Raw genomic sequence first — 25,757 nt, 5'->3', positions numbered from 1 at the left:
ATTAGCTATCAATATTTAATTTTGACCTTCACGGCGCCTAAAATTTTTGCACTTTCCGACCGCCTGGCATCGCCGGAGTGGATCTGCGCTCCGCCCGACATCTTAAGGCTGCTTCCAGTCAATGACGTCGGCTAGGTGTCATCACCGCCGTCCGCGTCGACGCATACTTCGAGCGCCCGGCCCGAATATCGTCATGAGCGTTGACGTCGAAAGGGATACGGTTCGGCGATGACAACGCAAAACCAGAGTAATAGTAGGACTAGTGGCTCTCAATAGCCTTGGGAGTGATGAGATATGGTACCTTGCCGACGCTACGCTTTGTCGCGCCGATGGAATAGGCCATTGGAATCTTGGGAGAGTTCTCTGGCAAGCGGTACATATCCTTGCCGGCCCTCACGGCAAACGAAAAGTGCCGCCATGAAACCGTGTCATGCTCATTGAGAAAATCAAGCGTCAGCCCAGCTGAAATCAGCGCGTTGACCACGTCACTGATCGGATGAATCCACTCATAGTAGCGAGGATGTTTCAAGATGCGGTCGTCGCCGGTATAGGTCAGTTCCTCGTTCCAGGCGAGTGGCCGCGCTATTGGTGTTCGCCAGTCGTGCTTCAACTCCAGCGCCGCAGCCTTGCGGTCACACTGGAACATCAGGGGATGGCCCTCGGCCATGTAAAGCCGGCCGCCGGGTCGCAGGAGATCGGAAACCACCTGCGCCCAGCGGAAGACGTCGTCCAGCCAATTTACCGAGCCCCAGGTGACGTAAGCGATGTCAAAGGTTCGGCCGAGCGCTTCGACCGCCTCGAACAATGGCGCTTCCACGAAGCGTACATCCGAGCCTGCCTTCGCAGCGAAATCCCGCGCCGCTGCGATCGCCGCCGGCGAAAAGTCGAGGCCGGTCACGCTGCCCGCGCCCAGATTCTTCAAGCTGATCGTGTCGAGCCCGATATGACATTGCAAATGGACGATATCCTTGCCGAAAATGTCACCGACCTCGCGCGTTTCCAGTTCGTAGAGATTGGATCCGCCGGCCAGTACATTTTCGATGTGGTAGCTGCCCGTTGTGTCGGTCGAATGCAGTTCGGCCCGATCATCCCAATTAAGGCGGTTCGCTCCCAGAAACGGTTCCAACTTGCCCCCTAAGTCCCTGCTGAGACCAATGTTTGGTAAACAGAACGTTAATATACTTTGCAGCTAAAGGGTCGCGCGTCAATCCGAGGCGGAGGCCGGTGCTCCACCGCCGCCGCAGGCCAGGGCGGACGTGCCAATCACGTGTCTGTGCAGAAGGAACGTGCAATCAGGGGAAGGCTGCTGTCATTGAGACGCCGGCTTCTCGCCCTATCAGTCTCGCGGCGCGATTTCACGCCGCCGCGTCAAGCCCGTCCGCCGGCACATAGTTGAGTATAGGGCCGAGCCAGCGCTCGACCTCGGCAAGCGGCATGCGTTTGCGCCGTGCATAGTCCTCGACCTGGTCGCGTTCGACTTTGGCCACGCCGAAATAATAGCTTTCGGGATGCGACAGGTAGATGCCGGAGACGGAGGAGCCCGGCCACATCGCAAAGCTTTCGGTCAGGCTGACGCCGGCATTGCGTTCGCCGTCGAGCAGGCGGAACAGCGTCGCCTTCTCGGTGTGATCGGGCTGCGCCGGATAGCCGGGCGCGGGGCGGATGCCGCGATAGGGCTCGCCGATAAGGTCGTCCGGCGCCAGATCCTCATCCGGCGCATAGGCCCAGAAGTCCTTGCGCACCTTCTCATGCATACGCTCGGCGAAGGCCTCGGCGAAACGGTCGGCCAGCGCCTTGACCATGATCGACGAGTAGTCGTCGTTCGCCCGCTCGAAGCGCTCGGCGATCGCCGCTTCCTCGATGCCGGCGGTGACGATGAAGCCGCCCAGATAGTCGGCCTTGCCGCTGTCCAAGGGCGCGACGAAATCCGACAGCGCGACGTTGGCCTTGCCGTCGCGCTTGGTCAGTTGCTGGCGCAGCGTGAAGAAGGTCGCCAGTTCCTGCGATCGCTCATCGTCCGCGAACAGCCTGATATCGTCGCCGACGGCGTTGGCCGGCCAGAAGCCGATCACGCCCTTCGGCGCGAACCATTTTTCCGCGATGATCTTCGTCAGCATCGCCTGGGCGTCCTCGAAGAGCTGGCGTGCCGCCGGCCCTTGCGCCTCGTCGTCGAGGATTTTGGGATAGCGCCCCTTCAGCTCCCAGGTCTGGAAGAACGGCGTCCAGTCGATATAGCGCGCGAGCTCGGCCAGATCCCAGTCTTCGAAGACCTTCAGGCCGAGGAAGGACGGTTTTGGCGGCTCGTAGGCCGACCAGTCGATCCGGTGGGCATTGGCCCGCGCCTTGGCCAGCGGCAGGCGCAGCTTGTCAGCTTCGGAGCGCGCATGCGCATCGGCAACCTTCTTGTATTCGGCGCGAACGTTGTCGACATAGCCGCCCTTGGTTTCGTTCGACAAAAGCGCCGACACCACGCCGACCGCGCGGCTGGCGTCGGCGACGTAGACCGTCTGGCCCCTGATATAGCGCGGATGGATTTTTACCGCCGTGTGCACGCGGCTGGTCGTCGCGCCGCCGATCAGCAGCGGAATGTCAAAACCTTCGCGTTCCATCTCGGCGGCCATATGCGCCATCTCGTCGAGCGACGGCGTGATCAGGCCGGACAGGCCGATGATGTCGACTTTTTGCTCACGCGCCGTCTGCAGGATCTTCGTCGCCGGCACCATGACGCCGAGGTCGATGATCTCGTAATTGTTGCAGGCCAGAACCACGCCGACGATGTTCTTGCCGATGTCGTGGACATCGCCCTTAACCGTCGCCATCAGGATCTTTCCCGCGGTCTGGCGTTCGCCATTATCGACGCCGTTGGCGGCGTTGGCCAGCTTCTCGGCCTCCATATACGGCAGCAGCCCAGCCACCGCCTGCTTCATGACGCGGGCGGACTTCACCACTTGCGGCAGGAACATCTTGCCCGCGCCGAACAGGTCGCCGACGACATTCATGCCGGCCATCAGCGGGCCTTCGATGACATGCAGAGGCCGTTCGGCGGCGCGCCGCGCCTCGTCCGTGTCGGCGTCGATGAATTCGGTGATACCGTTGACCAGGGCGTGCGAAATGCGCTGCTCGACGGGCCAGTCACGCCAGGCGAGATCGCGCTCCTGCGCTTCCTTGCCCGCCGTGCCCTTGAAGCGTTCAGCGAGTTCCAGCAGTCGCTCGGTCGCCGTGCCGCCGCCCTTGGGCTGACGGTTGTTGACCACGTCCTCGCAGGCTTCGCGCAATTCCGGATTGATGGTGTCGTAGACAGCAAGCTGTCCGGCGTTGACGATGCCCATGTCCATGCCGGCCTGGATGGCATGGTAGAGGAACACCGCATGCATGGCCTCGCGCACCGGCTCGTTGCCGCGAAACGAGAAGGAGAGGTTCGACACGCCGCCCGAAATGTGGACATGGTGGAGCGTCGCGGTGATCTGCCGTGCCGCTTCGATGAAGTCGACACCGTAATTGTTGTGCTCCTCGATGCCGGTGGCGATGGCAAAGACGTTCGGATCGAAAACGATGTCCTCGGGCGGGAATCCGGCCTGCTCGGTCAAGAGCTTGTAGGCGCGGGTGCAGATTTCGACCTTGCGCGCCTGCGTGTCGGCCTGACCGGCCTCGTCGAAGGCCATGACGACCACCGCCGCGCCATACGCGCGGACGAGCTTCGCATGGTGCAGGAACGCCTCCTCGCCTTCCTTCATGGAAATGGAGTTGACCAGCGGCTTGCCTTGCACGCATTTCAGGCCGGCCTCGATGATCTCCCATTTGGAACTGTCGATCATCACGGGAACGCGGGCGATATCAGGCTCGGCGGCGATCAGGTTGAGATACTCGACCATCGCCTTCTTCGAATCGATCAGGCCTTCGTCCATGTTGATGTCGATGATCTGCGCGCCGTTAGCGACCTGGTCACGCGCGACGTCGAGCGCGGCGACATAGTCGCCCGCCGTGATCAGCTTCCTGAACCGGGCCGAGCCGGTGACATTGGTGCGCTCGCCGACATTGACGAACGGTATCTCGTCGGTCAGCGTGAACGGCTCGAGCCCCGACAGGCGCATCTTCGGTTCGATGTCGGGAACAGCGCGCGGCGGATATTTCTTCACCGCCGCCGCGATGGCGCGGATGTGGTCCGGCGTCGAGCCGCAACAGCCGCCGACTATATTGACCAATCCGTCGCGCGCGAACTCCTCGATCTGCGCGGCCATGAATTCCGGGCTCTCATCATAACGGCCGAATTCATTGGGCAGGCCGGCATTCGGATAGGCACAGACGAAGGTGTCGGCAACGCCTGATATTTCGTCCAGATGCGCGCGCATGGCCTTGGCGCCCAGCGCGCAATTGAGGCCTATCGTGAACGGGTTGGCATGACGAACCGAATGCCAGAAAGCCGTCGGCGTTTGGCCGGACAGCGTGCGGCCGGACAGGTCGGTGATCGTGCCGGAGATCATCACCGGCAGATGCACGTCCTTCTCGCTGAAGATCTCGTTGCAGGCGAAGATCGCCGCCTTGGCGTTCAGCGTATCGAAGATGGTCTCGATCAGGATAATGTCGGCGCCGCCGTCGATGAGACCGCGCAACTGCTCGCCATAGGCAAGGCGCAATTCGTCGAATGTCACGGCGCGGTAGCCGGGATTGTTGACATCCGGCGACATCGAGGCGGTGCGGTTGGTCGGCCCCAGCGCGCCGGCGACGAAGCGGCGCTTGCCGTCCTCTTGCTCAGCCCGCAGCGCCGCCCTGCGCACCAGCCGTGCGCCATCGCGGTTCAGCGCATAGACCGCATCCTCCATCCCATAATCCGCCTGGGCGATGGCAGTCGAAGAGAAGGTGTTGGTTTCAAGGATGTCCGCGCCGGCGATGGCGTACTGATAGTGGATCTCCTCGATCGCCTTGGGCTGCGTCAGGATCAGCAGGTCGTTGTTGCCCTGCTGATGGCAGGCGCAATCGGCGAATTTGTCGCCACGGAAATGGTTCTCGTCGAAGCCAAGGCCCTGGATCTGCGTGCCCATGGCGCCGTCGAGGATGAGGATGCGTTCGCGCGCCGCCGCCGTCAGCGCCGCAAGGACTTCCGACCCGTCGGGCTTAGCCGCGACCGGGCCGAACAGGTCGTCCAGCGATGATGGGTTTTGCGACATTTTTCATCCTTAAGGCGACAGTCGCGCTTAGGTCACATAAAGACATATTTATGTCAATATACGATACTTATCCGCCGCTGTCACCCCTGCCACCGGGGAATGCTGCCCGATGGCGCTACAACGCCGCCTGCGCTGTCGTCATCGATGCCGCCCTGAGCAACATGCCGAACAGGTCGCGCGGCTCGTCGGGGTCGGCCAGCATGTCGAGCTCCTGATAGAGGCCGGTCGAGCGCAACTGGTCTCTGATATAGCGCAGGGCCGAGAAATCCTCGATGGCGAAGCCGACGGAATCGAACAGCGTGATCTGGGCCGGGTCGCGCCGGCCTTGTACGGCGCCGGTGATGACCTGCCACAGCTCGGTCACCTCATGGTCCGGGGCAAGCTGCTGGATCTCGCCCTCGATGCGGGTCTGTGGCGGGTATTCGACGAAGATGTCGGCGCGCAGCAGGATGTCGCGATGCAGCTCGGTCTTGCCGGGGCAGTCGCCGCCGACCGCGTTGATGTGGACGCCCGAGCCGACCATGTTGTCGGTGAGGATGGTGGCGTACTGCTTGTCGGCGGTGACGGTGGTGATGATCTCAGCCCCCTCGACGGTTTCTTCGGTGGAGCGGCAGGCGACCATGTCGAAGCCGAAGCCGGCGAGATTGCGGATGCACTTTTCCGTCGCCGAGCGGTCGATGTCGTAGAAGCGCAACTTGCGCACGCCCAGCAAGGCCTTGAAGGCCAGCGCCTGGAATTCGGCCTGGGCGCCGTTGCCGATCAGCGCCATGCAGTCGGCGCCGACCGGCGCCAGGTGCTTGGCCGCCAGCGCCGACATCGCCGCGGTGCGCAGCGCGGTCAGGATCGTCATTTCCGACAGCAGCACCGGGTAACCATTGTGGACGTCGGCCAGCATGCCGAAGGCGGTCACCGTCTGGCGGCCTTCGCGCATGTTCTTCGGGTGGCCGTTGACATATTTGAAGCCATAGACTTCGCCGTCGCTGGTCGGCATCAGCTCGATGACGCCCTCGGCGCTGTGCGAGGCGACGCGCGGCGACTTGTCGAAGGCTTGCCAGCGACGGAAATCGTCCTCGATGTAGAAGGCAAGCTCGGTGAGGAAACGCTCGACGCCGATCGCCAGCACCAGCTTCATCATGTGGTCGACGCTGACGAAGGGAACGATGTTGAGATTGGGGATCATTTTGTCCTTGCCCGCATTCCTGCGACGGTCAGTCCTTGCGATGCGCGTTGTGCGCCTTCATCATCGCCACCAACGCCGGGTCGCTCTCTTCCAGCGCGCCGATCGCGGCATTGGTGTCGTAGAGCCGCTCGTCTTGCCCCATCTTGAACTTGGCCTCGAGCCGCGCGACCGGCAGGTCGAAGCCAAGGATGTGCGGGATCCGCCGCTCCATGCCGCCCGGCCCGAGCTCGCGCATGCGCCAGCGGTCGTCGCGGTCCTTTTCCAGCATGTCGACGAGCTGCAAGAGATGGCGGGCGGTGGCGTGATCGTCGAGCTGAAGTGGCCGGCCATGGCAATGCACGACGGCGAAGTTCCAGGTTGGCGCGCTATCGCGCACCGGGTTGCGCGGATACCATGACGGCGAGATATAGCCATGCGGGCCGCGGAAAATTGCGATCGTCTCCCTGCCCTCGGCGATCAAGGCGCTGTGCGGGTTCTGCCTGGCAAGATGCGACACCAGGGTGCCGTTCGCTCCCCGCTCACGGTCGAGCACGAACGGCAGATGCGAGGCAACGAGCCCTTGCGGTCCATTCGTCACCACCGTGGCGAAGGCTGCCGCCTCGATCAGGCCGAACACCTCGCCCAGTGACAGCGGCGCAAATTCGGGCTTGCTGTACACGGGGTCAACTTCTCTGCACGCGAACGGCCGGGATCAGGCCTTGCGGCCGCACCAGCAGCACGGCGATGACGCCCGACAGCACGATGGCGTCGCGATAGGGAGCTACCGCCGCCGGCAGTGTCGCCTGCAGCAGCACTTCGATGATGCCGAGCAGGAACCCGCCGGCCACCGCGCCGGGCAGGCTGCCCAACCCGCCGACGACGGCGGCGATGAAGGCCTTCAGCACGGGCGTGAAACCCATCAGCGGGTCGACGGAGGCGCGCTGCGCCACCCACAGCATCGCCGCCAGTCCGGCCAGCAGTCCGGAAAGCAGGAAGGCGGTGGCGATGATGCGGCTGGCCGGGATGCCCATCAGCCGGACGACGTTGAAATCCTCGGCGGCGGCGCGCATCGCCGTGCCGGTCACCGAGCGGCGCAGGAAGAGTTCCAGCGCAATCAAGGCCAGTGCCGAGACGACGATGGAGATGCTCGGGCCCACACCGATGGTGAAGTCGCCAAAGGAGAAGGCGCCGGTCATCCAGTCGGGCATGGCGACAGCCTGCGGCCGGGCCGAGATGCCGTTCTGGAAGACGACCTTCAGCAGGCTGGAAACGGCGAAGCTGGTCAGAAGCAGGCTGGTGACGCTGGCGCCGCGCATCGGCCGGAAGGCAACGCGCTCCATGGCAACCGCTGCGAGCGCGCCGCAGGACACGGCGACCAGCACCGCCGCCGGGAACGGCAAACCGAAAACCAGCGCGGCAAGCAAGGCATAGCCCGACAGCGTCATCAGCTCGCCATGGGCGAAGTTGATCAGGCCGACGATGGAAAAGACGATCGCCAGCCCCAGGGCCAGCAACGCATAGACGCCGCCGAGGCTCACCGCATTGATGATCTGCTGCGCGATCATGGCTCAGGCTCCGAGATAGGCTTGGCGGACGAGGTCCGAGGTGGCGAGTTCCTTGGCAGTGCCGGACAGCACCACCTCGCCATTGGCGAGCACGATGGCACGGTCGGCGATCTCCAGCGCAAGCGCCACATTCTGTTCGACCAGAAGGATGGTCAGGCCATTGCGGCGCAATTCGGCGATCAGGTCGAAGACCGTGTCGATCAGTTGCGGGGCAAGGCCGAGCGAAGGCTCGTCGAGCAGCACCATGCGCGGCTTGCCCATCAGCGCGCGGGCGATCGCCAGCATCTGCTGCTCGCCGCCCGACAGATTGCCGCCCTTGACGCGGTGATAGCGCCGCAGGATCGGAAACAGCTCCAGCATCTCCTCTTCGCGCGCCCTCGCCTCGCTCGCCGACAGGTGCACGGCGCCGCCAAGCCGCAGATTGTCGGCCACGGTCAGGCCGGCGAAGATGCGCCGGCCTTCCGGCACCAACGACACACCCTTGCGGGCGATCGCCTCCGGCGCCAGGCCGGTGATGTCGACGCCGTCGAAGACCACTTTGCCCGAGACTGCCGGCACCAGCCCGGCAATGGCGCCAAGCGTCGAGCTCTTGCCGGCGCCATTGGCGCCGACCAGCGCGATGATCTCGCCACTGTCAACGGCAAGGTCGACGCGGCGTACCGCCTCGACTTCCCCGTAGCGTATCTTCAGGGCTTCGACGCTCAGCATCATGTCACGGCGCCGGCACGTCGGCGGCGGCGGGGATCATGGTCTGGATATGCTTGCTCTCGCCGCCTTCATAACGCATGAGCGCCACGGGCCTCAGCGGCATGCGGTCGGTACCGGCATAGGTGATCTTGCCGGCGATGCCTTCGAAGTCCTTGATGCCGGCGATCGCGTCGCGGATCGCCTTCGGATCGTCGGAGCCGGCCGTCTTGACCGCATGATCGAGGATCAGCCCGATCTCGTAGCCGTTCACCTCATAGGTCGATTCCGGCGCGTGGCCGGCATATTTGGTGAAGGCGGCGTCGAAGGCCTCCAGCTTGCTGCCCGGCTCGGCATAGCCGGCCGCCGTATAGACGACGCCGTCGACCAGCTTGCCCAACCCCTTGATGGTCGGCGTGCCAATGGCATCGGCGCCATAGACCGGAATGGTGACGCCGGCACCACGCAATTGCTGGATGAAGGCCGGGAAATCGGGCTCATAGGCCGCCGTCATGATCAGGTCCGGCTGCTCGGCGAGGTTCTTGATGTTGGTGATCTCGGCGGAAAAGTCAGGCTGGCCCATGGTGTAGGTGCCGCGGCCGGCAATGGCGCCGCCCTTCTTCTCGAACACCGTGCCGAAATATTCGGGCAGGTTGGCGGTGTAGGTGGAGTCCGGCGAGGTCAAGAGATAGACCTTCTTCTTGCCTTCGGCGATAGCGAAGTCGGCGACCGCCGTCGCCTGCACATTGTCGGCCGGATAGGTGCCGAACATGACGTCGCCGACCGCGGCGGTAAGCACCGGGGCGGAGCCGCAAAGCGTCAATGTCGGAATGCCGAGCGGCTGGGTGAGCTGGCCGGCCGAGATCGAGGGATCGGCGTCGCAAGGCGTAATCATGATCTTGGCGCCGGCGTCGATCAGTTCCTGGGCGACGGTGGCGGTCTGCGCCGTATCGGAGCGCGTGTCCTTGATGATCAGCTTGGCGGTATATTTGCCGCCGAGCCCACCCTTGGCGTTGAGTTCGTCCAGCGCCATGCGCAAGCCGGCGAGTGCCGGCTGGTCGTAGGGAGCAAGGCCGCCGGTCTGCGCGGTCGCGGCGCCGATGACGATCTCCTCGGCGGAAACCGTCGAAACCACGGCGACGGCCGTGCCGAAGACCGCCGCATAAAGGGCGGCGCGGTGAAGACGATAAAGCTTTGGCATGTCGGTTCTCCTTCTGGATTTGTTATCGTTGGCTATGCGGTTCATGCGGTTGCAGGCGTTTCGTTGGCGGTCTTGGCGCGGGCGGTGCGGCTGCCGAGATAGGCGGCGATGACGGCAGGATTCTTCTGCACCTCGGCCGGCGTGCCGTCGGCGATCACACGGCCATGGTCGATGACGACGATGCGTTCGCACAGGTTCATCACCAGCCGCATGTCGTGCTCGATCAGGACGACGCCGATGCGCCGCTCGGTGCGGACGGCCGAGAGGATGGAAACCAGCTCTGCGGTCTCGACCGCGTTCATGCCGGCGGCGGGCTCGTCGAGCAACAGGAAGCGCGGTTTCAACGCCAGCGCCCGCGCCACCTCAAGCCGGCGGCGCTGGCCATAGGCGAGCCTGGCGGCGGGCTGATCGGCAAATCTCTCCAGGCCCATGCGCGAAAGCTCGCGCATGGCCGCCGCCTCGGCAGCGGCAAGATCGGGCTCGACCGAACGGGCGGCGACCACGACATTCTCCAGCACGGTCATTTGCGGGAAGACGCGGATGTTCTGGAAGGTGCGGGCAATGCCCGAGCGGGCAAAGCGGAAGGCCGAGGCCTGTCTGACAGAGCCGCCGATCGACACGCTGCCGGCGCTCGGCTCGACGTCGCCCGCGAGCATGTTGAGCAGCGTCGTCTTGCCGGCGCCGTTCGGACCGATGATGCCGGTGATGCTGTCGGTATCGAAGCTCAGCGTGACGTCGTCGACGGCGACGACGCCTGCATAGCGCCGCGACAGATGGTCGGCCGCCAGCCGGTCGCGCTCGGCATGCAGCAGCGGCGCGGCCGGGACCGTCGCGGCCTGACGGCCGGGCCGGCGCAAAAGGTTCAGCTCGCGCTCGCCGAACAGGCCGGTCGGCCGCCGCCAGATGACAAGGATCATGGCGATGGCAAGCACGCCCTGGGTCAGGCCGAACAGCACTGGCAGATGCAGGCCGAACACCTCGCCGCCGCCTTCGAAGCGACGTACCACCTCGATCACGACGATGGTGACGACGACGCCGGCAAAGGCGCCGAGCGAGGAGCTCATGCCGCCGACGATGAGCATGGCGAGCAAGGTGAAGCCGAGGTCGAAATAGAAGTCGCGCGGCGAAAAGGCGCCGAGGAACTGCGCCATCATGGCGCCGGCGGCCATGGCGGCGACCGTGCCCACCACCCAGGCGGCCAGGCGCGAGGTGCGTTGGTCGACGCCGACGGCGGCGGCACCGCGCTCGTCATTGGCGGCGGCGCGAGTGGCAAGGCCAAAGGCGGTTTCCCGGAAAAGCCTTGCCGCCACCAGCGCCACCGAAGCGACGCCGATAGCAGTCCACAGCCCGACCTCGCGCGGCACGCCGTAGAAAGGCTGACTGCCGCGGGTGATCTCGCGCCCGGCGACGAGGAGCGTGTAGACAATGATCAGCATGGCGAGCGTGGCGATCGACGCGCTCGACCCGGACAGCCTGAGCAGAGGCGTGCCGGTCAGAAAGCCGATGACGATCGCAAGGACAAGCACGACGGCGAGTGCAGCAAAGAAGGAGAGTTCATAACCAGCGAGGAACTGCGGCAGGTCGCGCAACGCTGTGCGCTGCAGCGCCGCCGGCATGGTCAGGATGCCGGTGGCATAGGCGCCGAGGCCGACAAAGGCGGCGTGGCCGAAGGAGACGATGCCGCTGTTGCCGGAGAATATCTGCAGCCCCAGCACCGCCGTCAGCATGATCGCCGCATAGGTGACGACACGCTGCATGGCGGCACCACCGAAAAAGAAGACAATGAGCGCCCCCAGCAGCAGCACCGCCACCATGCAAAACGCATCGGCGCTGGCGTTGCGGAACGCGGCCGGCATGAACGACCGCACCCTTCCCTCGCCCATCGCCACCGACGCCATCACGCGGCCTTGAAGCGGCTGGGCGAAAACGGCACCAGGATCGGCTGGGCGCCTTCGGTGACCAGTCTGGCCACCGCTTCGCCGACCGCTGGGCCGGTCTTGAAACCATGGCCGGAGGAGCCGGCCGCAACGAACAGCCCATCGACGCCAGGCATGGCGCCGATAACCGGCAGGTCGTCGGGGCTCATGTCGTAGAGCCCGGCATAGCCGGGGCGGATGCCGAGATCGGCCATCGCCGGCACGCGCGTCGCGAAGGTTTCCAGGATCTTCACCGATTCCGCTTCCTCGACGCCTTCCATGTAGTCGTCGGGATTGTCTACGAAACGAGGGCGGCCAGCCTGTTCGTGGCGCACGCCAGTGCCGCCGCCGGCCCAGGTGCCGGCCAGGATGACGCCGTCATTATCGGGCCGCGCATAGTTGCAGGAAATGTCGTCGCACCAGGCGAAGGGCATGACTTGCCGCGCCTTGCCGGCGGCGTCGAGGACGGCCATCGGATGGCGCTCGACATGCAGCGGCAGGTCGAGGCCAACCGTCGTCAGCAGGCGGCGCGTCCATGGCCCGGCGGCAAGCACAACCGCATCGGCCTTCATCGCCGTTCCGTCGGCGAGCACGACACCGCCGATGCGGTCATCCTCCTTCACAAGCCGTTCGACGAGGGTGTTCTGCTTGATCCTGGCACCGCGTGCCTTGGCGGCGCGGGCAATTGCGTTGGTCGCGCCGAAGGCATCGGCATAGCCGTATTCGGGCTCCCATAGCGCCAGCGCGACATTGTCCAGCGCAAAGCCGGGCGCGGCGTCGGCGAAGGCTTGCGGCGACAACGTCTCGATTAATGCGCCCTCGCCGCGAATCCGTTCGGCGGCGGCCTTCCAGCTCGCCTCATTGTCGTTGCCGCAGACCCACATCATGCCGATTTCGGTGACGAAGGGACCCTCGCCTGAAATCTCCGGCAAGGAAATCAGAATCTCGCGGCCACGGATGGCGAGCTGCGAAAGTTCCGGCATCAGGTAGAAGGCGTGCAGCAGGGCTGAAGACTTGCCGGACGGTCCGCCGGCGGGATGCGTCTGCTCGACAAGCGTCACATTCACCCCGGCCGCAGCCAGATGATAGGCGACGCTCGATCCAACAATTCCCGCACCGACGACGATGACGTCGCTTCCTGTCCGCATGGCTGTTCCCCACAGTCTCTGGCTGCTTTCCGACAAAGCTAAGACCAGTTGTCCGGTTATGTCAACATCTCTTCATTGTTGACCGAAATTAAAATCTCTGTAATAAACTCGACAAAACGAGAGAACACCGAATTCGGGGAGGCCAATGACCATACGCGACGTTCTGATGCGCGGGGATCTTGCGCTGACGCCGTCGGAGGAAAAGATCGTCCGGCTGCTTTTGACCGACTATCCGACCTCCGGCCTTGGCACTGCTTCGTCACTCGCCCGGCGCGCCGGCGTCAGCGACCCAACCGTGGTCAGGCTGGTGGTCAAGCTCGGCTATGAAGGCTTTCCGGATTTTCAGGCCAAGCTTCTGGCGGAGGTCGAGGCCAGGCTGCATTCACCCCTGCTGATGATGGAAGCCAAGCGGCCGACAGGCGCTGAAGACAGCGCCATCCTCGCCTATCTCGGCTCCGTCGGTGCCGCGCTCGAGAAATCCGTCAGCCTGACACCGTTACAGAGCTACGAGCGCGCGGCACGTTTGCTGATGGAGACCAAGGGCGAGGTGGTTATGCTCGGCGGTCGTTTCAGCCGCCATATCGCCAGCATGTTCGCCGGCTACATGCTGCAGTTCAGGCCGGGCGTCCGCGATCTTGGCACGCTGTCGGCACAGGCCTTCGACACGCTGGCCGATCTCGGCCGCCGTGACGTGTTGGTCGTTTTCGATTATCGCCGCTACCAGTTCGACGTCATCGACTACACCAGGCAGGCGGCGGCGCGCGACGTGCGCATCGTGCTGTTCACAGATCAATGGCTGTCGCCGATTGCCGATCTCGCCGAGGTCACCATCGTCAGCCCGCTGGAAGTCGCCTCCCCCTATGACACGCTGGCGCCGGCGATCGCGCAGATGGAGGCGCTGGTCGCCCAGATCGTCTCCTCGCTGGGCGATGCCGCTCGCGAACGCATCGAGAGGCTTGAGGACGTGCGGCATGCCAATGCCGTGACCCTCGACAGTGCCGGCCCCGAAGAAAACGGGGCGCGCAGGATGCCCGGGCCCAAATCCGCCCAACCTAAATCAGCCCAAACCAAATCAACAAAGCGGGACCAGAAAGCATGACGCAATCACTGCCAAAACGAAACGAGCCGTTCCGGGCCGGCGAAACCGCACTGCTCCTGGTCGACATGCAGCGCGTCTGGCTGGAGCCCGGCGCCGATCCGGCGCATCCGGAGCGCGGCCCGGACCATTATTTCTACCGCCAGACCGCGTCGCAAACGATCCCCAACCAGGAACGCCTGCTGGCGGCGGCCCGCGCCAATGGCGTCGAGGTGATCCACACCATCATCCAGAGTCTGACGGAGGATGGTCGCGACCGGTCCCTCGACCACAAGCTGACACCGATCCATATTGCGCCCAGCCTGCCGGAGGGTCTGCCGGTGCCATCGCTGGCGCCGGTCGGCGACGAGATCATGCTGCCGAAGACGTCGTCCGGCATATTCAATTCGACCAATGTCGACTATCTCCTGAAGAACCTTGGCATTCGCTATCTCGTCGTGGTCGGCGTGCTCACCGATCAATGCGTCGACATGACGGTGCGCGACGGCGCCGACCGCGGCTACCTCATAACCTGTGTATCCGACGCCTGCGCCACCATCACCCAGGAACGCCACGACATCGCGCTCAAGGCCTTCGGCGGATACTGCTGGGTCACCGACACCAACACGGTCGTCGCCCGCTTCAAAGCCTTGGGAAAAGCTGCATGACATCGACCGTCGAACCTCTCGTTGCCGTCGTCACCACCGATCTTTCCGCCATCACGCGCGGCCGTTCGGTCGTCGAAAGCAAGCTGCAGAAGATCGCCGCCACCGGCGTCGGCTGGCTGCAGGCCAATCTGTCGCTGACGCCGTTCAATTCCATCGTCGATCCCAATCCCTGGGGTTCGTCCGGCGACGTGCGGCTGGTGCCCGATCTCAACGCGCGTTTCCGCACGGCGCTGACCGGATCGGCGACGCCTTTCGACATGGTCGCCGGCAACATCGTCGAACTCGACGGCAGCCCGTGGGTCGGCTGCACGCGGACCATGCTCAGGGATGCACTGGCGGAGCTGAAAGCGGCAACCGGGCTTTCCGTCGTCGCCGCCTTCGAGCATGAGTTCCACATCGCCGACGCCGGCTTCGGCCCGGGTCATTCGATGTCGTTCGCCGCGCTGCGCCGCGCCGACCCTTTTGCTCCCAATCTGGTGGCGGCGCTGGCGGAAGCGGGCGTGGCGCCCGAAGTGGTCATCGCCGAGTTCGGCAACGAGCAGTTCGAGGTGACGCACGAGCCGGCCGACGCGCTTGCCGCGGCCGACCGCGCCGTCGCCATCCGAGAAATCACCCGCGAAGTGGCGCGCAATGCCGGCTGGCGCGCCAGCTTCACACCGAAAACTGCTCCCGATGCCGTTGGCAACGGCGTCCATATCCATTTCAGTTTCGTCGACGAGGCCGGCAAACCGGCGACCTACGACGCGGCGCAGCCGGGCGGTCTTTCCAGCCAGGCCGGTGCCTTCTGTGCCGGCGTGCTGCGCCATCTACCTGGTATCACCGCCATGACGGCGGCGAGCGTATCGTCCTACTACCGGCTGAAGCCGCATAGCTGGAGTTCGTCCTACACCTGGCTTGCCGATCGCGACCGGGAGGCGTCCTTACGCATATGCCCGACGGTGACGATCGGCGGGCGCGATCCGGCGCGGCAATACAATATCGAATATCGGGCCGCCGACGCCACCGGTAACCCCTATCTGTCGCTGGCGGCAATCGTGCGCGCGGGACTGGAGGGGCTGAAGGCCAAGCTGCCGACGCCGCCGCTGGTCACCGGCGACCCGACGCTGATGAGCGAAGCGGAGCGCAAGAAGCTCGGTCTCGTACGCCTACCGGAAACCCTGCCGGCGGCGCTCGACGCGCTCACCGCCGACAGCACCGTCACCGGATGGTTCGCACCGGTCTTCGTCGAGACCTTCGTCGGCCTCAAGCGGCATGAGACCGAGCGCCTTGCCGGTCTCGATCCGGTGGCTGTCTGCGACCTCTACCGGACGCTTTATTGATGGCTGCGCAGCTTGCAAATGAGTGGCCGGCTGCCGTCGACGTGCTCAACGAAAATGGACGCTCCGATATCGTGCTGTTGTGCGAGCATGCATCCAACCACATTCCGGCGGAATATGGTCAGCTGGGGCTCGATATCCGCCATCTGCAACGTCACATCGCCTGGGATATCGGCGCCGCCGAAGTGACGCGCCGTCTGTCGATGCTGCTCGATGCGCCGGCCTTCCTCAGCGGTTATTCGCGGCTGCTGATCGACCTCAACCGGCCTCTGGGCACGAGCGGCAGCATTCCTGTCCTATCTGAAGACACCGATATTCCCGGCAATGTCGGCCTCGACCCGGCGGAGCAGGCCCGGCGCGCCGAAATCATGTTCACGCCTTTCCATGACCGGGTGGCTGCTCATCTCGACCGCCGGGCGAAGGACGGCAGGCCGACGCGGATCGCGACGATCCACAGCTTCACGCCGGTCTTCCTCGGGGTTCCCAGGCCCTGGCATGCCGGCGTGCTTTACGACCGCGCCGGCGATTTCGGCGAAGCGATCCTCGCCGGTCTAAGCGTCGGCGGCGCGCTCAATGTCGGTGCCAACGTGCCTTACGTGATCAGCCGCGACGCGGACTACGCCGTGCCCATCCATGGCGACGATCGCGGCATTCCCGCCGTCCTCATCGAGATCCGGCAGGATCTGTTGTCGAGCCGCTCCGGCATCGAGGCGTGGGCGAACCGCCTGGCCGCCGCCTTGCCCGCGCAGCAGAAGGAGAAAGCGTCATGAGCAATCTCAGCCTGCGCGAGCGCGACGCGACAACCATCGCCCAAATCGGCAAGCTGCGTTTTTCGCCGCTAAGCGTCGTCGGCGGCCGGGGCAATCGGCTGATCGAGGAAGGCGGCCGCTCGCTGCTCGACCTGTCCGGCTCGGCCGGTCCGGCAATCCTCGGCTACGGCCATCCGGCCATCGTCGAGGCGGTCGCGGCGTCGATCCGCGACATGGCCGGGGCCAGCCTCTTGCTCTACCCGAACGAGCCGGCGGTTTCGCTGGCCGAACGGCTGCTGGCGATCACGCCCGGCAACGGTGAGCGGCGCGTCTGGTTCGGCCATTCCGGATCGGATGCCAATGATTGCGCGGTGCGTGTGCTACAAGCCGCGACAGGCCGCTCGCGTTTCATCTCCTTCATCGGCTCCTATCACGGCAACCTGTCCGGCTCGATGGGCATCAGCGGCCATACCGCCATGACCCACACGCTGCCAAGGCCGGGCGTGCTCCTGCTCCCCTACCCCGACCCGTTCCGGCCGCAGTTCAGCGCCGAGGCCGTTCTCGCGCTGCTCGACTACCAGTTCGAGACCACCTGCCCGCCGCATCAGGTCGCGGCGGTGTTCATCGAGCCGCTGATGTCGGATGGCGGGCTGATCGTGCCGCCGCCGGGCTTCCTCAAGGCGTTGCAGGAACGTTGCCGCAGACATGGCATCAGAATAGTCGTCGACGAGGTCAAGGTCGGGCTGGCGCGCAGCGGCATGATGCACTGTTTCCAGCACGAAGGACTGACGCCAGATCTCGTCGTGTTCGGCAAGGGCATCGGCGGTGGCCTGCCACTTTCGGCGGTCATCGGCCCGAAGGAGATCATGGACCACGCACCGGCGTTCGCGCTGCAGACGACCGCCGGCAACCCGGTGGCGGCGTCCGCCGGCAACGCTGTGCTGAAGACGATCGACAGGGAAGGCCTGGTCGAGCGTTCGGCGCGCGTCGGCACGCTATTCTCAGAAGCGCTGCGTGCGCTCGCCGCAAAACACGAGATCATCGGCGACGTGCGCGGGCGCGGCCTTGCCATCGGCGTCGATCTGGTCAAGGACCGCTCGACGCGCGAGCCGGTTCCGGCGACGACGACGGCCAAGATCATCTATCGCGGCTACGAACTGGGTGCGGCCTTCACCTATGTCGGGCTGAAAGCCAACGTGCTCGAATTCATGCCGCCGCTGACGCTGATCGAGGACGAGGTCACTGAGGGCGCGGCCATCGTCGATCAGGCGATCGCCGACGTGACGGCAGGTAAGGTCTCCGACGCGGATGTCGTTTCCTTCATGATGTGGTAAGCGGGCATGATGTGGTAGGCGGGAGCGACCTCTCGCATCAGGAGAATATCTCCGCCAGTTCGTCGACGCTGGTGCCTTCCCTAACCTGCCGCAGTTCGACATAGCTGACCGCCGGGGCGACCGATGTCACCACGGATACGACTGATGTCACCAGTGCGTCCAGGATGAGAGCCACGGTCACGCCGAAGACCATGACGATTTGGCTCAGAACAAGCTGGATGGCGATCACGGCTATGATCAGGATAATCCAGAATCCGAACAGCGCCCAACGGCTCCCTTTGGTCAGCTCGCGACTGCGCTTCATGCTGCCGAACACCCCCAGTCGTTCCTGAACCAGAACCGGCACGGCGACCGACCAGCGGAGCCACAGCATGATGCCGGGGACGATGAGCAGGATGAAGCCTAATCCCGCGCCAAGAGAGACCAGTACTGCGATGCCTATCACCGGCAGCAGGAGGGAGATTGCCATCTTGAGGCTGTCGCCCATCGATGGTCGCTTGCCGTTCAGATCCTCGATGGCCGCGCGCACCAGGGTCGCCTGCAAAATCGCCGCCAGGACCATGGAAACCAGCACGACAACGACTGTAACGATGGCTCGTTGGGCCGAGAACTCCGGGGGGCCTGTCTCGGTGCCGATCGCCCATTTCCAGAGCCAAAGCTGGTAGAGCAACGTTGGCAATCCCGAAAACAGCACTGCCAGCCCGAGGCAAAGAACGGGATTGCGGCTGATGACAGCAAAGCTGTCGTTGAAAACCCTGCCGATGCGAAACTTGTCCGGCCGTTCCAGTGCGGTTGAAGTCATGATGCACCCCCGCGCTCACCGCCGCATGCCGGCTGGCGATCCTGGCAGCAAATCTGCCAAGATTGATGCTTGGCGTCCAGCCCCACTTGCAATTGCCGTTGCGCATTGTCAGTGTCGGCTGGGGAACCACAGGTTGCATAGGAGCGGGTGGCAGTGGCACAGCCAGGCACAGCGGAGGCCGAATGGCTGGCAAAAGCGCATGAGCAGCTGATCGCGGATAAGTCGATCCAATTCGACCTGCCGACCTATGTGCCGCCCCAGCCACCCGACTGGCTGAAGCCATTGGCGGACCTGTTGTCGTCGCTCGGTCCCTACATGATCTATCTGTTCTGGGGCGCGGTGATATCAGGTGCCGCGATCATCCTGCTCCTGGTCTTCCTTGAGGTGAAAGGTATCGCCTGGCGCCTGCCGTGGCAGCGCGCGCGGGGCGAGACCGAGGCGGAGGAAGCATGGCGTCCCGACGCCGGCGCCGCGCAGGTCCTGCTGTCGGAAGCCGACGCGCTTGCCGCGCGAGGCGAGTATGACGAAGCGGTTCATCTCCTGCTTCGCCGCAGCGTCGCCGATATTGCCGGCCGACTGCCGGACTTCCTGCGGCCGTCGCTCACGGCGCGCGACATCGCCGCCGCACCCTCCATCCCGGCGCGGGCGCGCAGCGCGTTTACCGAGATCGCACGCATCGTCGAAGCCGCATTGTTCGCACGTCGGCCAGTCGGCGCCGAAGGCTGGCGGGAGGCACGCAACGCCTATGAGCGCTTCGTCTTCCGGGATGCCTGGACATGAGTGCTGTCGAACCAACGGCACAGGAACCGTTCAATCGAAGAACGCTGTTCTGGGGCATTTTCGCCAGCCTGCTTGCGGCAGCGGGTTTCTTCCTGCTGTCCACCTATGCTCCCGATTTCCGGCAACCCGGCAACGGCGGCCCGACGCCGCTGTCGAAAAGCGGCGTCGGCTATGCGGGCCTGGCGGAATGGATGCGGCTGACCGGCAACCCGTCTTCCATGGCGCGGACCGATCAGGAGCTTGGTGCCGACATGTTGCTGATCGTCACCATTTCGCCCGAGAGCGATCCCGCGGCGCTCGATCACATCCTCGACATTCGACAAAACCAGGATACCCTCTTCGTGCTGCCCAAATGGCAGACCCTGCCGCTGGAGGAGCACGAAGGATGGAACATGAAATTCGGGCGATTGCCCGATTCCGTGGTGAACCAATGGCTCGGCCGGATCGCCAATGCAAAGATCGGCGTCGGCCAAAGCAAGGTGCAGCAACTCGACATCGAAGGCCGGCCCGTTGCCGCTCCTGACGATTTGCAGTGGGTGGCGGACGACCAGCCATTGATAGCAGCCGGCGACGACAAGGCTGTGCTCACCGAACTGGACGACAAACCATTCTACGTCCTGACCGACCCCGATCTGATCAACAACGCCGCGCTTGGGGATTCCGGCAAGGCGGCGGCCGCGCTCGACCTGATTGCATTGCTGCAGCCCGAAAACGGCCCGGTCATGTTCGATCTCACGCTGCATGGCGCGGGGCGGAAGTATGACCTTGCCAAGCTGTTGGTCGAACCGCCGTTTCTGGCGCTGACACTGACGATTCTGGCTGCGGCGGCGCTGGCTTTCCTGCACGGCCTCGGCCGTTTCGGCCCGCCGCGCGCCGAATTGCGCGCCATCGCCTTCGGCAAGCGCGCACTGGTGGATACGACGGCGATGCTGCTGCGGCGCGCCGGGCGACTCGAGGAACTGGGAGGCCGTTATGCGGCCTTGATGCGGGTGCGCGCAGGCGCACTGCTGGGTGCGCCGCAGGGGCTGCAAGGAGAAGCGCTCGACCACTGGCTCGATTCTCGCGATAAGGACGAGGCCAGCGGATTCACGGCGCGGGCGCAAGCCGCCAGCGAGGCGAGAAACCTGACGCAAATGCACGAGGCAGCGGAGCGGCTGCACGACTGGACGGCAAGGAGGCTTAGTGAACGTCGATGATGTGAAGGCCCTGGCGACACGGATCAGGGAAGAAGTGGCCAAGGCGATCACCGGGCAGCACGACACGGTCGACCTGATGCTGACCGCCTTGTTCGCCGGCGGGCATATCCTGCTGGAAGGTCCTCCGGGCACGGCCAAGACAATGACCGCGCGTTGCTTCGCGCAGGCTCTGGGTGTCGCCTACGGACGCATCCAGTTCACGCCGGACTTGATGCCTGGCGATATCGTCGGATCGAACATCTACAATTTCCAGACCGGACAGTTCACGCTGACGCGCGGTCCGATCTTCTGCGACCTTTTGCTTGCCGACGAGATCAACCGCACGCCGCCCAAGACGCAGGCAGCACTTCTGGAGGCGATGCAGGAGCATGCGGTCACCTTCGACGGCACCACGCATTCGCTGGGCCGCAACTTCATGGTGGTCGCGACCCAGAACCCGATCGAGCATCAGGGTGTCTATCCCCTGCCCGAGGCGCAGCTCGACCGCTTCCTGTTCAAGCACCGGGTCAGCTATCCCGACGCGCAAGAGGAACGGGCCATCGTCGTCCATCACGGTGGCGGTTCCGCCTCGCACGACATCGCACAGTACGGCATCAAGGCCCAGACGGACCGCAAGACGTTGGAGAAGGCACTCGATACCGTCGGCTCCGTCACGCTTGTCGACGACGTCGTCGGCTACATCGTGGCGCTGGTGCGCGCCACGCGCGAAAGCCCAGACCTGGAAGTCGGTGCCAGCCCACGCGCGAGCGCCATGCTGGCCAGGGCGGCACGGGCGCGCGCGGCTCTCGACGGGCGCGCCTATGTGATCCCCGACGACGTCAAGGCGCTGGCGGTGCCGGCGCTGCGCCATCGCGTCATCCTGTCACCGGCCGCCCAGATCGACGGCCGCCTGGTCGAGCAGATCGTCTCCGACCTTGTCGACCAGACGGAAGCGCCACGTTGATTTACCCAAGCGGCCGAGCGGTGTGGGCGGCGGCGGCAGGCGCGGTACCGGCCTTCCTGGTCGCGCTGGTGCTGCCGCCGCTCTGGTATCTCGGATTGCTGTGGATCTGCTTGCTGCTCGCCTTCCTGGCGGTGGACGCCGCGGCAGGACACGGCCGGGCATCGCTGGCCGCCAGCCTCCACGCGCCGCCGCAGGTTGGCGTCGGCGGGCAGTTCACCGTCCGTGTCGCCGCCCGTTTTTCAGGCCGGCCAGGGACCCTGGAGGCGCGCGTCGGCCATGATGAGCGCCTGGCGCCAGTGGGCGGCACCGGCGGTGCCCTGACCCCGACCAGCAACGGCGGATCGCTCGACCTCCGGTTCCAGGCGCTGCGGCGCGGCATCGCCAGCTTCGATCGTCTGTGGGTGCGCTGGCGTGGGCCGTTCGGACTGGTCTGGAACCAGGTCGTCCTGCCGATGGACAGCAAGGTGGCGGTGTTGCCCGACGTCAGCAGCGCCCGCGACCAAGCAATCACGTTGCTGCAGCGCGAGGCCTTGCCCGACGGGTACGCGCAGCGCCGGGCCGGCCAAGGCCGGGAATTCGAGGCGCTCAAGGATTACCAGCCGGGCATGGGCCGGCGGATGATCGACTGGAAGCGCAGCGCCCGCCACGGCAAGCTTCTGGCGCGCGAGTTCCGCATCGAGGAAAACAACAACATCGTGCTGGCCATCGACAGCGGGCGCCTGATGTGCGAGCCGGTTGACGGTATGCCGAAGGTGGACCGTGCGGTGACGGCCGCCTTGCTGTCGGCGTTCATTGCGCTCAAGGGCGGCGACATGGTCAGCCTGTTCGGCTTCGATGCGCGGCCGCGCGTCTCAAGCGGCGCGGTGCGCGGCTCCGCCAGTTTCGCGATGATCCAGAAGCGGGCGGCGGAGATCGACTATTCCAATGAGGAGACCAATTTCACCCTGGCGCTGACCACGCTTGCAGCAAGGCTCGACCGGCGCTCCCTGGTGATCATCTTCACCGATTTCGTCGATCCGATCAGCGCGGAATTGATGCTGCGCACCGTCGGCCGGCTTACCGAGCGGCATCTGGTGCTGTTCATGATGACCAGGGATGTCGAGTTGGAGACCTTGGCCGACATGCCGCCCCGGTCCGGCGAGGATGTCGCCCGCGCCGTCGTTGCCGGCGGGCTTTTGCGCGAAAGGCAGGTCGTCATCGGCCGGTTGCGGCTGCTTGGCGCGCATGTGATCGAAGCCGACCATCAAAGGCTGGGGCCGGCGCTGGTCGAGCGCTATCTGCAGTTCAAGCGGGAGGATTTGTTGTGAGCGCGCCAGTTCCTGGCGATGCTGTACGCGGCGGCGCCGTACGCCAGTCGCTGGCCAGCTTCCGGCGGGAGCGCGAGGCTGACTGGAAGGCATTCGAGGCGCTTCTCGCCCGCGTCGAGAAACGCGCGCCGAGAACGCTGTCGGAAGAAGAGCTGCTGTCGCTGCCGCTGCTCTACCGATCGGCATTGTCTTCCCTTTCGGTGGCGAGAGCGACATCCCTCGACAGCGCGCTGATCGCCTATCTCGAATCCCTGTCACAGCGGGGTTACTTCTATCTCTACGGGGCACGCCGCGGACTGCGGCAGCGCATTGGTGATTTCTTCCTGTATGACTGGCCCGGTGCCATCCGCGATTTGTGGCGCGAGACGCTGGTGTCGGTGGGCCTGATGTCTGTCGGCGTCGGCGCCGGCGCCTGGCTGGTAGCGTCCGACAAGGGCTGGTTCGACGCGATCATCCCCTCGGGCCTGGCTGCCGGCCGCGGCCCCGATGCTTCGGCCGAGCTGCTACGCGGGATGCTCTATAGTGGCGACAACGGCTTTCTATCGGGCTTTGCCGCCTATCTTTTCACGCACAACGCACAGGTCGCAATCCTGGCCTTTGCCCTTGGCTTCGCCTTCGCCGTGCCGACGGTGCTGTTGATGCTGTTCAACGGCTGCATGCTGGGCGCGCTGTTCCAAGTCTACTGGGCAAAGGGGCTTGGCATGGAACTCGGCGGCTGGCTGGCCATTCACGGCACCACCGAATTGTTCGCCATCGCACTGGCCGGCGCTGCCGGCATGCGCATCGGCACGCGCATCGCCTTTCCCGGCGAGTTGTCCCGCATGATGGCGGCGGCCCACGCGGGACGCGTCGCGGCGACCGCGATGGTCGGCGTTTCGGTCATGCTGCTGTTTGCCGGACTGCTCGAGGGCATCGGCAGGCAGACGATCACCAGCGATGTCGCGCGCTATGCCATTGGTGGTGGCATGCTCGCGCTGTGGATCGGCTATTTCTATCTGTTCCAGGTGGTGCGGAATGGCGACCGCTAGACGCTCCCGGCTGGCGACGACACGCTCGCTGATCACGCCTGAAGGCGTCGATCTCCAGATAAAGCTGGCCGACGCCGGCACACGGGCTGCCGCTTTCCTGCTCGATGTCGTGTTCATCGTCACGGCTGCAATCGTGGCCACGATCGTCGCGCTGTTAGGGGTGGGAGGCCTTGGCACCGATGAAATGCAGCCGCTTTTCATCGTCTGGATCATCCTGATCTTCTTTCTGCGCAACGTCTATTTCATCGCCTTCGAGGCCGGCCGGCGCGCATCGACGCCAGGCAAGCGGATCGTCGGCATCAGGGTGGCGTCGCGCAGCGGAGCCGGTCTGTCGGTCGATCAGGTCATCGCCCGCAATCTGATGCGCGAGATCGAAGTCTTTCTGCCGCTGTCGATTATCGCCGGACGGGGTGGGATGGGCGTCGCCGATACGCTGACGACGGTCTTCGGACTGGTCTGGGCGCTGTTGTTCGCCCTGTTCCCGCTTTTCAATCGCGACCGCATGCGGATCGGCGATCTCCTGGCGGGAACCTGGGTGGTCGAAGCGCCGAAGCGCACGCTGATGGAAGATCTGTCGACAAGGCAGGATCCGGTCGCCAAGGCCTTTCAGTTCAGCCACGCCCAACTCGATGCTTATGGCATCGCCGAACTGCACAAGCTGGAGGAAGTGCTGCGGCGCGACGACTATTTCGCGCTGCGGACGGTGGCGGAAACGATCGGACGCAAGATCGGGGCGGCGCCGCAGGAGCATGACGCCCGCCCGTTCCTGACGGCGTATTACGGCGAACTGCGAGCCCATCTCGAGCGAAAGCTATTGCTGGGCAACCGCAGGGCCGACAAGCATGACCGTTAATTCAGGGCGCGCGCGCATCATTTTTCATCGACCTCAGCCGGTGGGTGCAGGGCGCAGTTATCCCACCCACTTCTCGTAGTCGGACACGAGCAGGTGCAGCGGCGCGACGTCCTCGTCGATGTCCGCGAAGCGGCCGATCGGTTCGCGAAAGACGTTGTCGGTGAGATCGTCGTTGACGGTCGACACCTCGCCGATCAGCACATCCTTGCCCTCGGCCCAGAACGCATGCCAGACGCCTGGCAAAAGCGTGACGCTCTGACCCGGATCGAGCTTCAGGAGCCCACCCGCCGGCAGCCTGTGGATGGTTCCGTCGACAGGCACCGATACCTCGGCCTTCGGATCGATGCCGCCATCGCGATCGTGCATGAACAGCTCCAGCACCAGTCTGCCGCCGCCACGGTTGATGATGTCTTCGGCCTTGATGTTGTGGCGGTGCATCGGCGACAGCTGGTCCTTGCGCGAGATCATGATCTTCTCGGCATAGAGCATGCCCATGCCCTTCTTCATGTCCTCGTAGCGACCGTTGCGAACAGTGAACAGGAAGAGGCCTAGTTCGCTGAACTTGCCCTGGCCGTAATCGGTGATGTCCCAGCCAAGCCGGGAGGAGAAGATGGCCGACGAATCCTGCCGGTGCGCCTTCATCTCTTCCGGGCTCCAGTAGGCGAAGGGTGGCATGATGTAGCCGAACGAACGGATGAAGGCATCGGCGTCGCGGATGATGTCGTTGACGGTGGAACGTTTCATGGTTGAGTTCCTTCTTCAGGCGATGCCTACAGCGCCGCGCGTCCCTTCGGACGCGCAAAGGACGCTGTAGCACTTTGATTTTTGCGCATGATCCTTCCGGAAATCGATTTCGATTTTCGAGGTC

22 protein-coding genes are annotated in these 25,757 nt (G+C 64.6%); 11 read left to right on the top strand and 11 right to left on the bottom strand.

Annotation, left to right across the window (positions count from 1 at the left end):
- Nucleotides 1-259 precede the first annotated feature (259 nt).
- From E5X88_RS14210 to E5X88_RS14170, 9 genes are all read right to left on the bottom strand, one after another.
- Complete coding sequence (locus E5X88_RS14210; protein ID WP_292162189.1) at nucleotides 260-1,126, bottom strand: class I SAM-dependent methyltransferase; 867 nt, start codon at nucleotides 1,124-1,126, stop codon at nucleotides 260-262.
- Between the two features lie 229 nt (nucleotides 1,127-1,355).
- Nucleotides 1,356-5,165, bottom strand: coding sequence for a methionine synthase (gene metH / locus E5X88_RS14205; RefSeq protein WP_292162187.1), 3,810 nt, complete (start codon nucleotides 5,163-5,165; stop codon nucleotides 1,356-1,358).
- 115 nt (nucleotides 5,166-5,280) lie between these two features.
- Entirely contained in the window at nucleotides 5,281-6,345 is a 1,065-nt protein-coding gene (locus tag E5X88_RS14200) for an ornithine cyclodeaminase (RefSeq protein ID WP_292162185.1), read from the bottom strand.
- A 28-nt stretch (nucleotides 6,346-6,373) separates the two neighbouring features.
- Nucleotides 6,374-7,003: an FMN-binding negative transcriptional regulator gene (locus E5X88_RS14195; RefSeq protein WP_292162183.1), complete on the bottom strand. Its 630-nt coding sequence runs from the start codon at nucleotides 7,001-7,003 to the stop codon at nucleotides 6,374-6,376.
- 4 nt (nucleotides 7,004-7,007) lie between these two features.
- On the bottom strand, nucleotides 7,008-7,889 hold the full coding sequence (locus tag E5X88_RS14190; RefSeq protein WP_292162180.1) for a branched-chain amino acid ABC transporter permease: 882 nt from the start codon (nucleotides 7,887-7,889) through the stop codon (nucleotides 7,008-7,010).
- A gap of 3 nt (nucleotides 7,890-7,892) precedes the next feature.
- A complete protein-coding gene (locus tag E5X88_RS14185; protein ID WP_292162214.1) occupies nucleotides 7,893-8,597 on the bottom strand; it encodes an ABC transporter ATP-binding protein in 705 nt (234 codons plus the stop codon).
- Nucleotides 8,598-8,601: 4 nt separating this feature from the next.
- On the bottom strand, nucleotides 8,602-9,774 hold the full coding sequence (locus E5X88_RS14180) for an ABC transporter substrate-binding protein (RefSeq protein WP_292162179.1): 1,173 nt from the start codon (nucleotides 9,772-9,774) through the stop codon (nucleotides 8,602-8,604).
- Nucleotides 9,775-9,815: 41 nt separating this feature from the next.
- Nucleotides 9,816-11,672 carry a branched-chain amino acid ABC transporter ATP-binding protein/permease gene (locus E5X88_RS14175; RefSeq protein WP_292162176.1) on the bottom strand — a complete coding sequence of 619 codons (1,857 nt, stop codon included), beginning with the start codon at nucleotides 11,670-11,672 and terminating at the stop codon, nucleotides 9,816-9,818.
- Nucleotides 11,672-12,838 (bottom strand): FAD-binding oxidoreductase, encoded by a 1,167-nt coding sequence (locus E5X88_RS14170; RefSeq protein ID WP_292162175.1) that lies wholly within the window; start codon nucleotides 12,836-12,838, stop codon nucleotides 11,672-11,674. Before E5X88_RS14170 ends, E5X88_RS14175 begins: the two co-directional genes overlap by 1 nt.
- A gap of 145 nt (nucleotides 12,839-12,983) precedes the next feature.
- Between E5X88_RS14170 and E5X88_RS14165 the strand changes: the two genes are divergently transcribed.
- Genes E5X88_RS14165 through E5X88_RS14145 form a run of 5 tightly spaced genes read left to right on the top strand, consistent with a single transcriptional unit; the run spans nucleotide 12,984 to nucleotide 17,980 of the window.
- Nucleotides 12,984-13,937 carry a MurR/RpiR family transcriptional regulator gene (locus tag E5X88_RS14165; protein WP_292162172.1) on the top strand — a complete coding sequence of 318 codons (954 nt, stop codon included), beginning with the start codon at nucleotides 12,984-12,986 and terminating at the stop codon, nucleotides 13,935-13,937.
- Complete coding sequence (locus E5X88_RS14160; protein ID WP_292162171.1) at nucleotides 13,934-14,581, top strand: isochorismatase family cysteine hydrolase; 648 nt, start codon at nucleotides 13,934-13,936, stop codon at nucleotides 14,579-14,581. The genes E5X88_RS14165 and E5X88_RS14160 overlap by 4 nt, the downstream gene beginning before the upstream one ends.
- A complete protein-coding gene (locus E5X88_RS14155; RefSeq protein WP_292162169.1) occupies nucleotides 14,578-15,900 on the top strand; it encodes a glutamine synthetase in 1,323 nt (440 codons plus the stop codon). The genes E5X88_RS14160 and E5X88_RS14155 overlap by 4 nt, the downstream gene beginning before the upstream one ends.
- Nucleotides 15,900-16,667, top strand: a complete 768-nt coding sequence (locus tag E5X88_RS14150) for an N-formylglutamate amidohydrolase (protein WP_292162168.1) — start codon at nucleotides 15,900-15,902, stop codon at nucleotides 16,665-16,667. Before E5X88_RS14155 ends, E5X88_RS14150 begins: the two co-directional genes overlap by 1 nt.
- The gene (locus tag E5X88_RS14145; protein ID WP_292162167.1) at nucleotides 16,664-17,980 is read left to right on the top strand and encodes an aspartate aminotransferase family protein; all 1,317 of its coding nucleotides are present in this window, start codon (nucleotides 16,664-16,666) and stop codon (nucleotides 17,978-17,980) included. The genes E5X88_RS14150 and E5X88_RS14145 overlap by 4 nt, the downstream gene beginning before the upstream one ends.
- Before the next feature lie 37 nt (nucleotides 17,981-18,017).
- Here the strand turns inward: E5X88_RS14145 and E5X88_RS14140 are convergent, their stop codons facing one another.
- On the bottom strand, nucleotides 18,018-18,782 hold the full coding sequence (locus E5X88_RS14140) for a hypothetical protein (protein ID WP_292162166.1): 765 nt from the start codon (nucleotides 18,780-18,782) through the stop codon (nucleotides 18,018-18,020).
- Between the two features lie 153 nt (nucleotides 18,783-18,935).
- Here E5X88_RS14140 and E5X88_RS14135 point away from each other — a divergent pair, with 153 nt between their 5' ends.
- Genes E5X88_RS14135 through E5X88_RS14110 form a run of 6 tightly spaced genes read left to right on the top strand, consistent with a single transcriptional unit; the run spans nucleotide 18,936 to nucleotide 24,889 of the window.
- Nucleotides 18,936-19,562 carry a DUF4129 domain-containing protein gene (locus E5X88_RS14135; protein WP_292162164.1) on the top strand — a complete coding sequence of 209 codons (627 nt, stop codon included), beginning with the start codon at nucleotides 18,936-18,938 and terminating at the stop codon, nucleotides 19,560-19,562.
- Nucleotides 19,559-20,758, top strand: a complete 1,200-nt coding sequence (locus tag E5X88_RS14130) for a DUF4350 domain-containing protein (protein ID WP_366664748.1) — start codon at nucleotides 19,559-19,561, stop codon at nucleotides 20,756-20,758. Before E5X88_RS14135 ends, E5X88_RS14130 begins: the two co-directional genes overlap by 4 nt.
- Nucleotides 20,745-21,701: a MoxR family ATPase gene (locus tag E5X88_RS14125; protein WP_292162161.1), complete on the top strand. Its 957-nt coding sequence runs from the start codon at nucleotides 20,745-20,747 to the stop codon at nucleotides 21,699-21,701. Before E5X88_RS14130 ends, E5X88_RS14125 begins: the two co-directional genes overlap by 14 nt.
- A complete protein-coding gene (locus E5X88_RS14120) occupies nucleotides 21,698-23,008 on the top strand; it encodes a DUF58 domain-containing protein (RefSeq protein WP_292162159.1) in 1,311 nt (436 codons plus the stop codon). Before E5X88_RS14125 ends, E5X88_RS14120 begins: the two co-directional genes overlap by 4 nt.
- Nucleotides 23,005-24,036 (top strand): stage II sporulation protein M, encoded by a 1,032-nt coding sequence (locus tag E5X88_RS14115; RefSeq protein ID WP_292162157.1) that lies wholly within the window; start codon nucleotides 23,005-23,007, stop codon nucleotides 24,034-24,036. The genes E5X88_RS14120 and E5X88_RS14115 overlap by 4 nt, the downstream gene beginning before the upstream one ends.
- Nucleotides 24,023-24,889 (top strand): RDD family protein, encoded by an 867-nt coding sequence (locus tag E5X88_RS14110; protein WP_292162153.1) that lies wholly within the window; start codon nucleotides 24,023-24,025, stop codon nucleotides 24,887-24,889. The genes E5X88_RS14115 and E5X88_RS14110 overlap by 14 nt, the downstream gene beginning before the upstream one ends.
- A 57-nt stretch (nucleotides 24,890-24,946) precedes the next feature.
- Here the strand turns inward: E5X88_RS14110 and E5X88_RS14105 are convergent, their stop codons facing one another.
- Entirely contained in the window at nucleotides 24,947-25,633 is a 687-nt protein-coding gene (locus tag E5X88_RS14105) for a D-lyxose/D-mannose family sugar isomerase (RefSeq protein ID WP_292162152.1), read from the bottom strand.
- Between the last annotated feature and the right edge of the window lie 124 nt (nucleotides 25,634-25,757).

The sequence above is a fragment of the Mesorhizobium sp. genome (assembly GCF_004962245.1).
Taxonomy (GTDB): domain Bacteria; phylum Pseudomonadota; class Alphaproteobacteria; order Rhizobiales; family Rhizobiaceae; genus Mesorhizobium.
Note: the sequence above shows the minus strand (reverse complement) of the source record. Positions and strands in the feature narration are given on the sequence as shown.

Coding starts and splice junctions, on each gene's coding strand:
- E5X88_RS14200 (WP_292162185.1), bottom strand. CDS start 6,345: ATGATCCCCAATCTCAACATCGTTCCCTTCGTCAGCGTCGACCACATG.
- E5X88_RS14160 (WP_292162171.1), top strand. CDS start 13,934: ATGACGCAATCACTGCCAAAACGAAACGAGCCGTTCCGGGCCGGCGAA.
- E5X88_RS14170 (WP_292162175.1), bottom strand. CDS start 12,838: ATGCGGACAGGAAGCGACGTCATCGTCGTCGGTGCGGGAATTGTTGGA.
- E5X88_RS14105 (WP_292162152.1), bottom strand. CDS start 25,633: ATGAAACGTTCCACCGTCAACGACATCATCCGCGACGCCGATGCCTTC.
- E5X88_RS14175 (WP_292162176.1), bottom strand. CDS start 11,672: ATGGCGTCGGTGGCGATGGGCGAGGGAAGGGTGCGGTCGTTCATGCCG.
- E5X88_RS14150 (WP_292162168.1), top strand. CDS start 15,900: ATGGCTGCGCAGCTTGCAAATGAGTGGCCGGCTGCCGTCGACGTGCTC.
- E5X88_RS14185 (WP_292162214.1), bottom strand. CDS start 8,597: ATGCTGAGCGTCGAAGCCCTGAAGATACGCTACGGGGAAGTCGAGGCG.
- E5X88_RS14190 (WP_292162180.1), bottom strand. CDS start 7,889: ATGATCGCGCAGCAGATCATCAATGCGGTGAGCCTCGGCGGCGTCTAT.
- metH (WP_292162187.1), bottom strand. CDS start 5,165: ATGTCGCAAAACCCATCATCGCTGGACGACCTGTTCGGCCCGGTCGCG.
- E5X88_RS14165 (WP_292162172.1), top strand. CDS start 12,984: ATGACCATACGCGACGTTCTGATGCGCGGGGATCTTGCGCTGACGCCG.
- E5X88_RS14145 (WP_292162167.1), top strand. CDS start 16,664: ATGAGCAATCTCAGCCTGCGCGAGCGCGACGCGACAACCATCGCCCAA.
- E5X88_RS14140 (WP_292162166.1), bottom strand. CDS start 18,782: ATGACTTCAACCGCACTGGAACGGCCGGACAAGTTTCGCATCGGCAGG.
- E5X88_RS14155 (WP_292162169.1), top strand. CDS start 14,578: ATGACATCGACCGTCGAACCTCTCGTTGCCGTCGTCACCACCGATCTT.
- E5X88_RS14110 (WP_292162153.1), top strand. CDS start 24,023: ATGGCGACCGCTAGACGCTCCCGGCTGGCGACGACACGCTCGCTGATC.
- E5X88_RS14130 (WP_366664748.1), top strand. CDS start 19,559: ATGAGTGCTGTCGAACCAACGGCACAGGAACCGTTCAATCGAAGAACG.
- E5X88_RS14180 (WP_292162179.1), bottom strand. CDS start 9,774: ATGCCAAAGCTTTATCGTCTTCACCGCGCCGCCCTTTATGCGGCGGTC.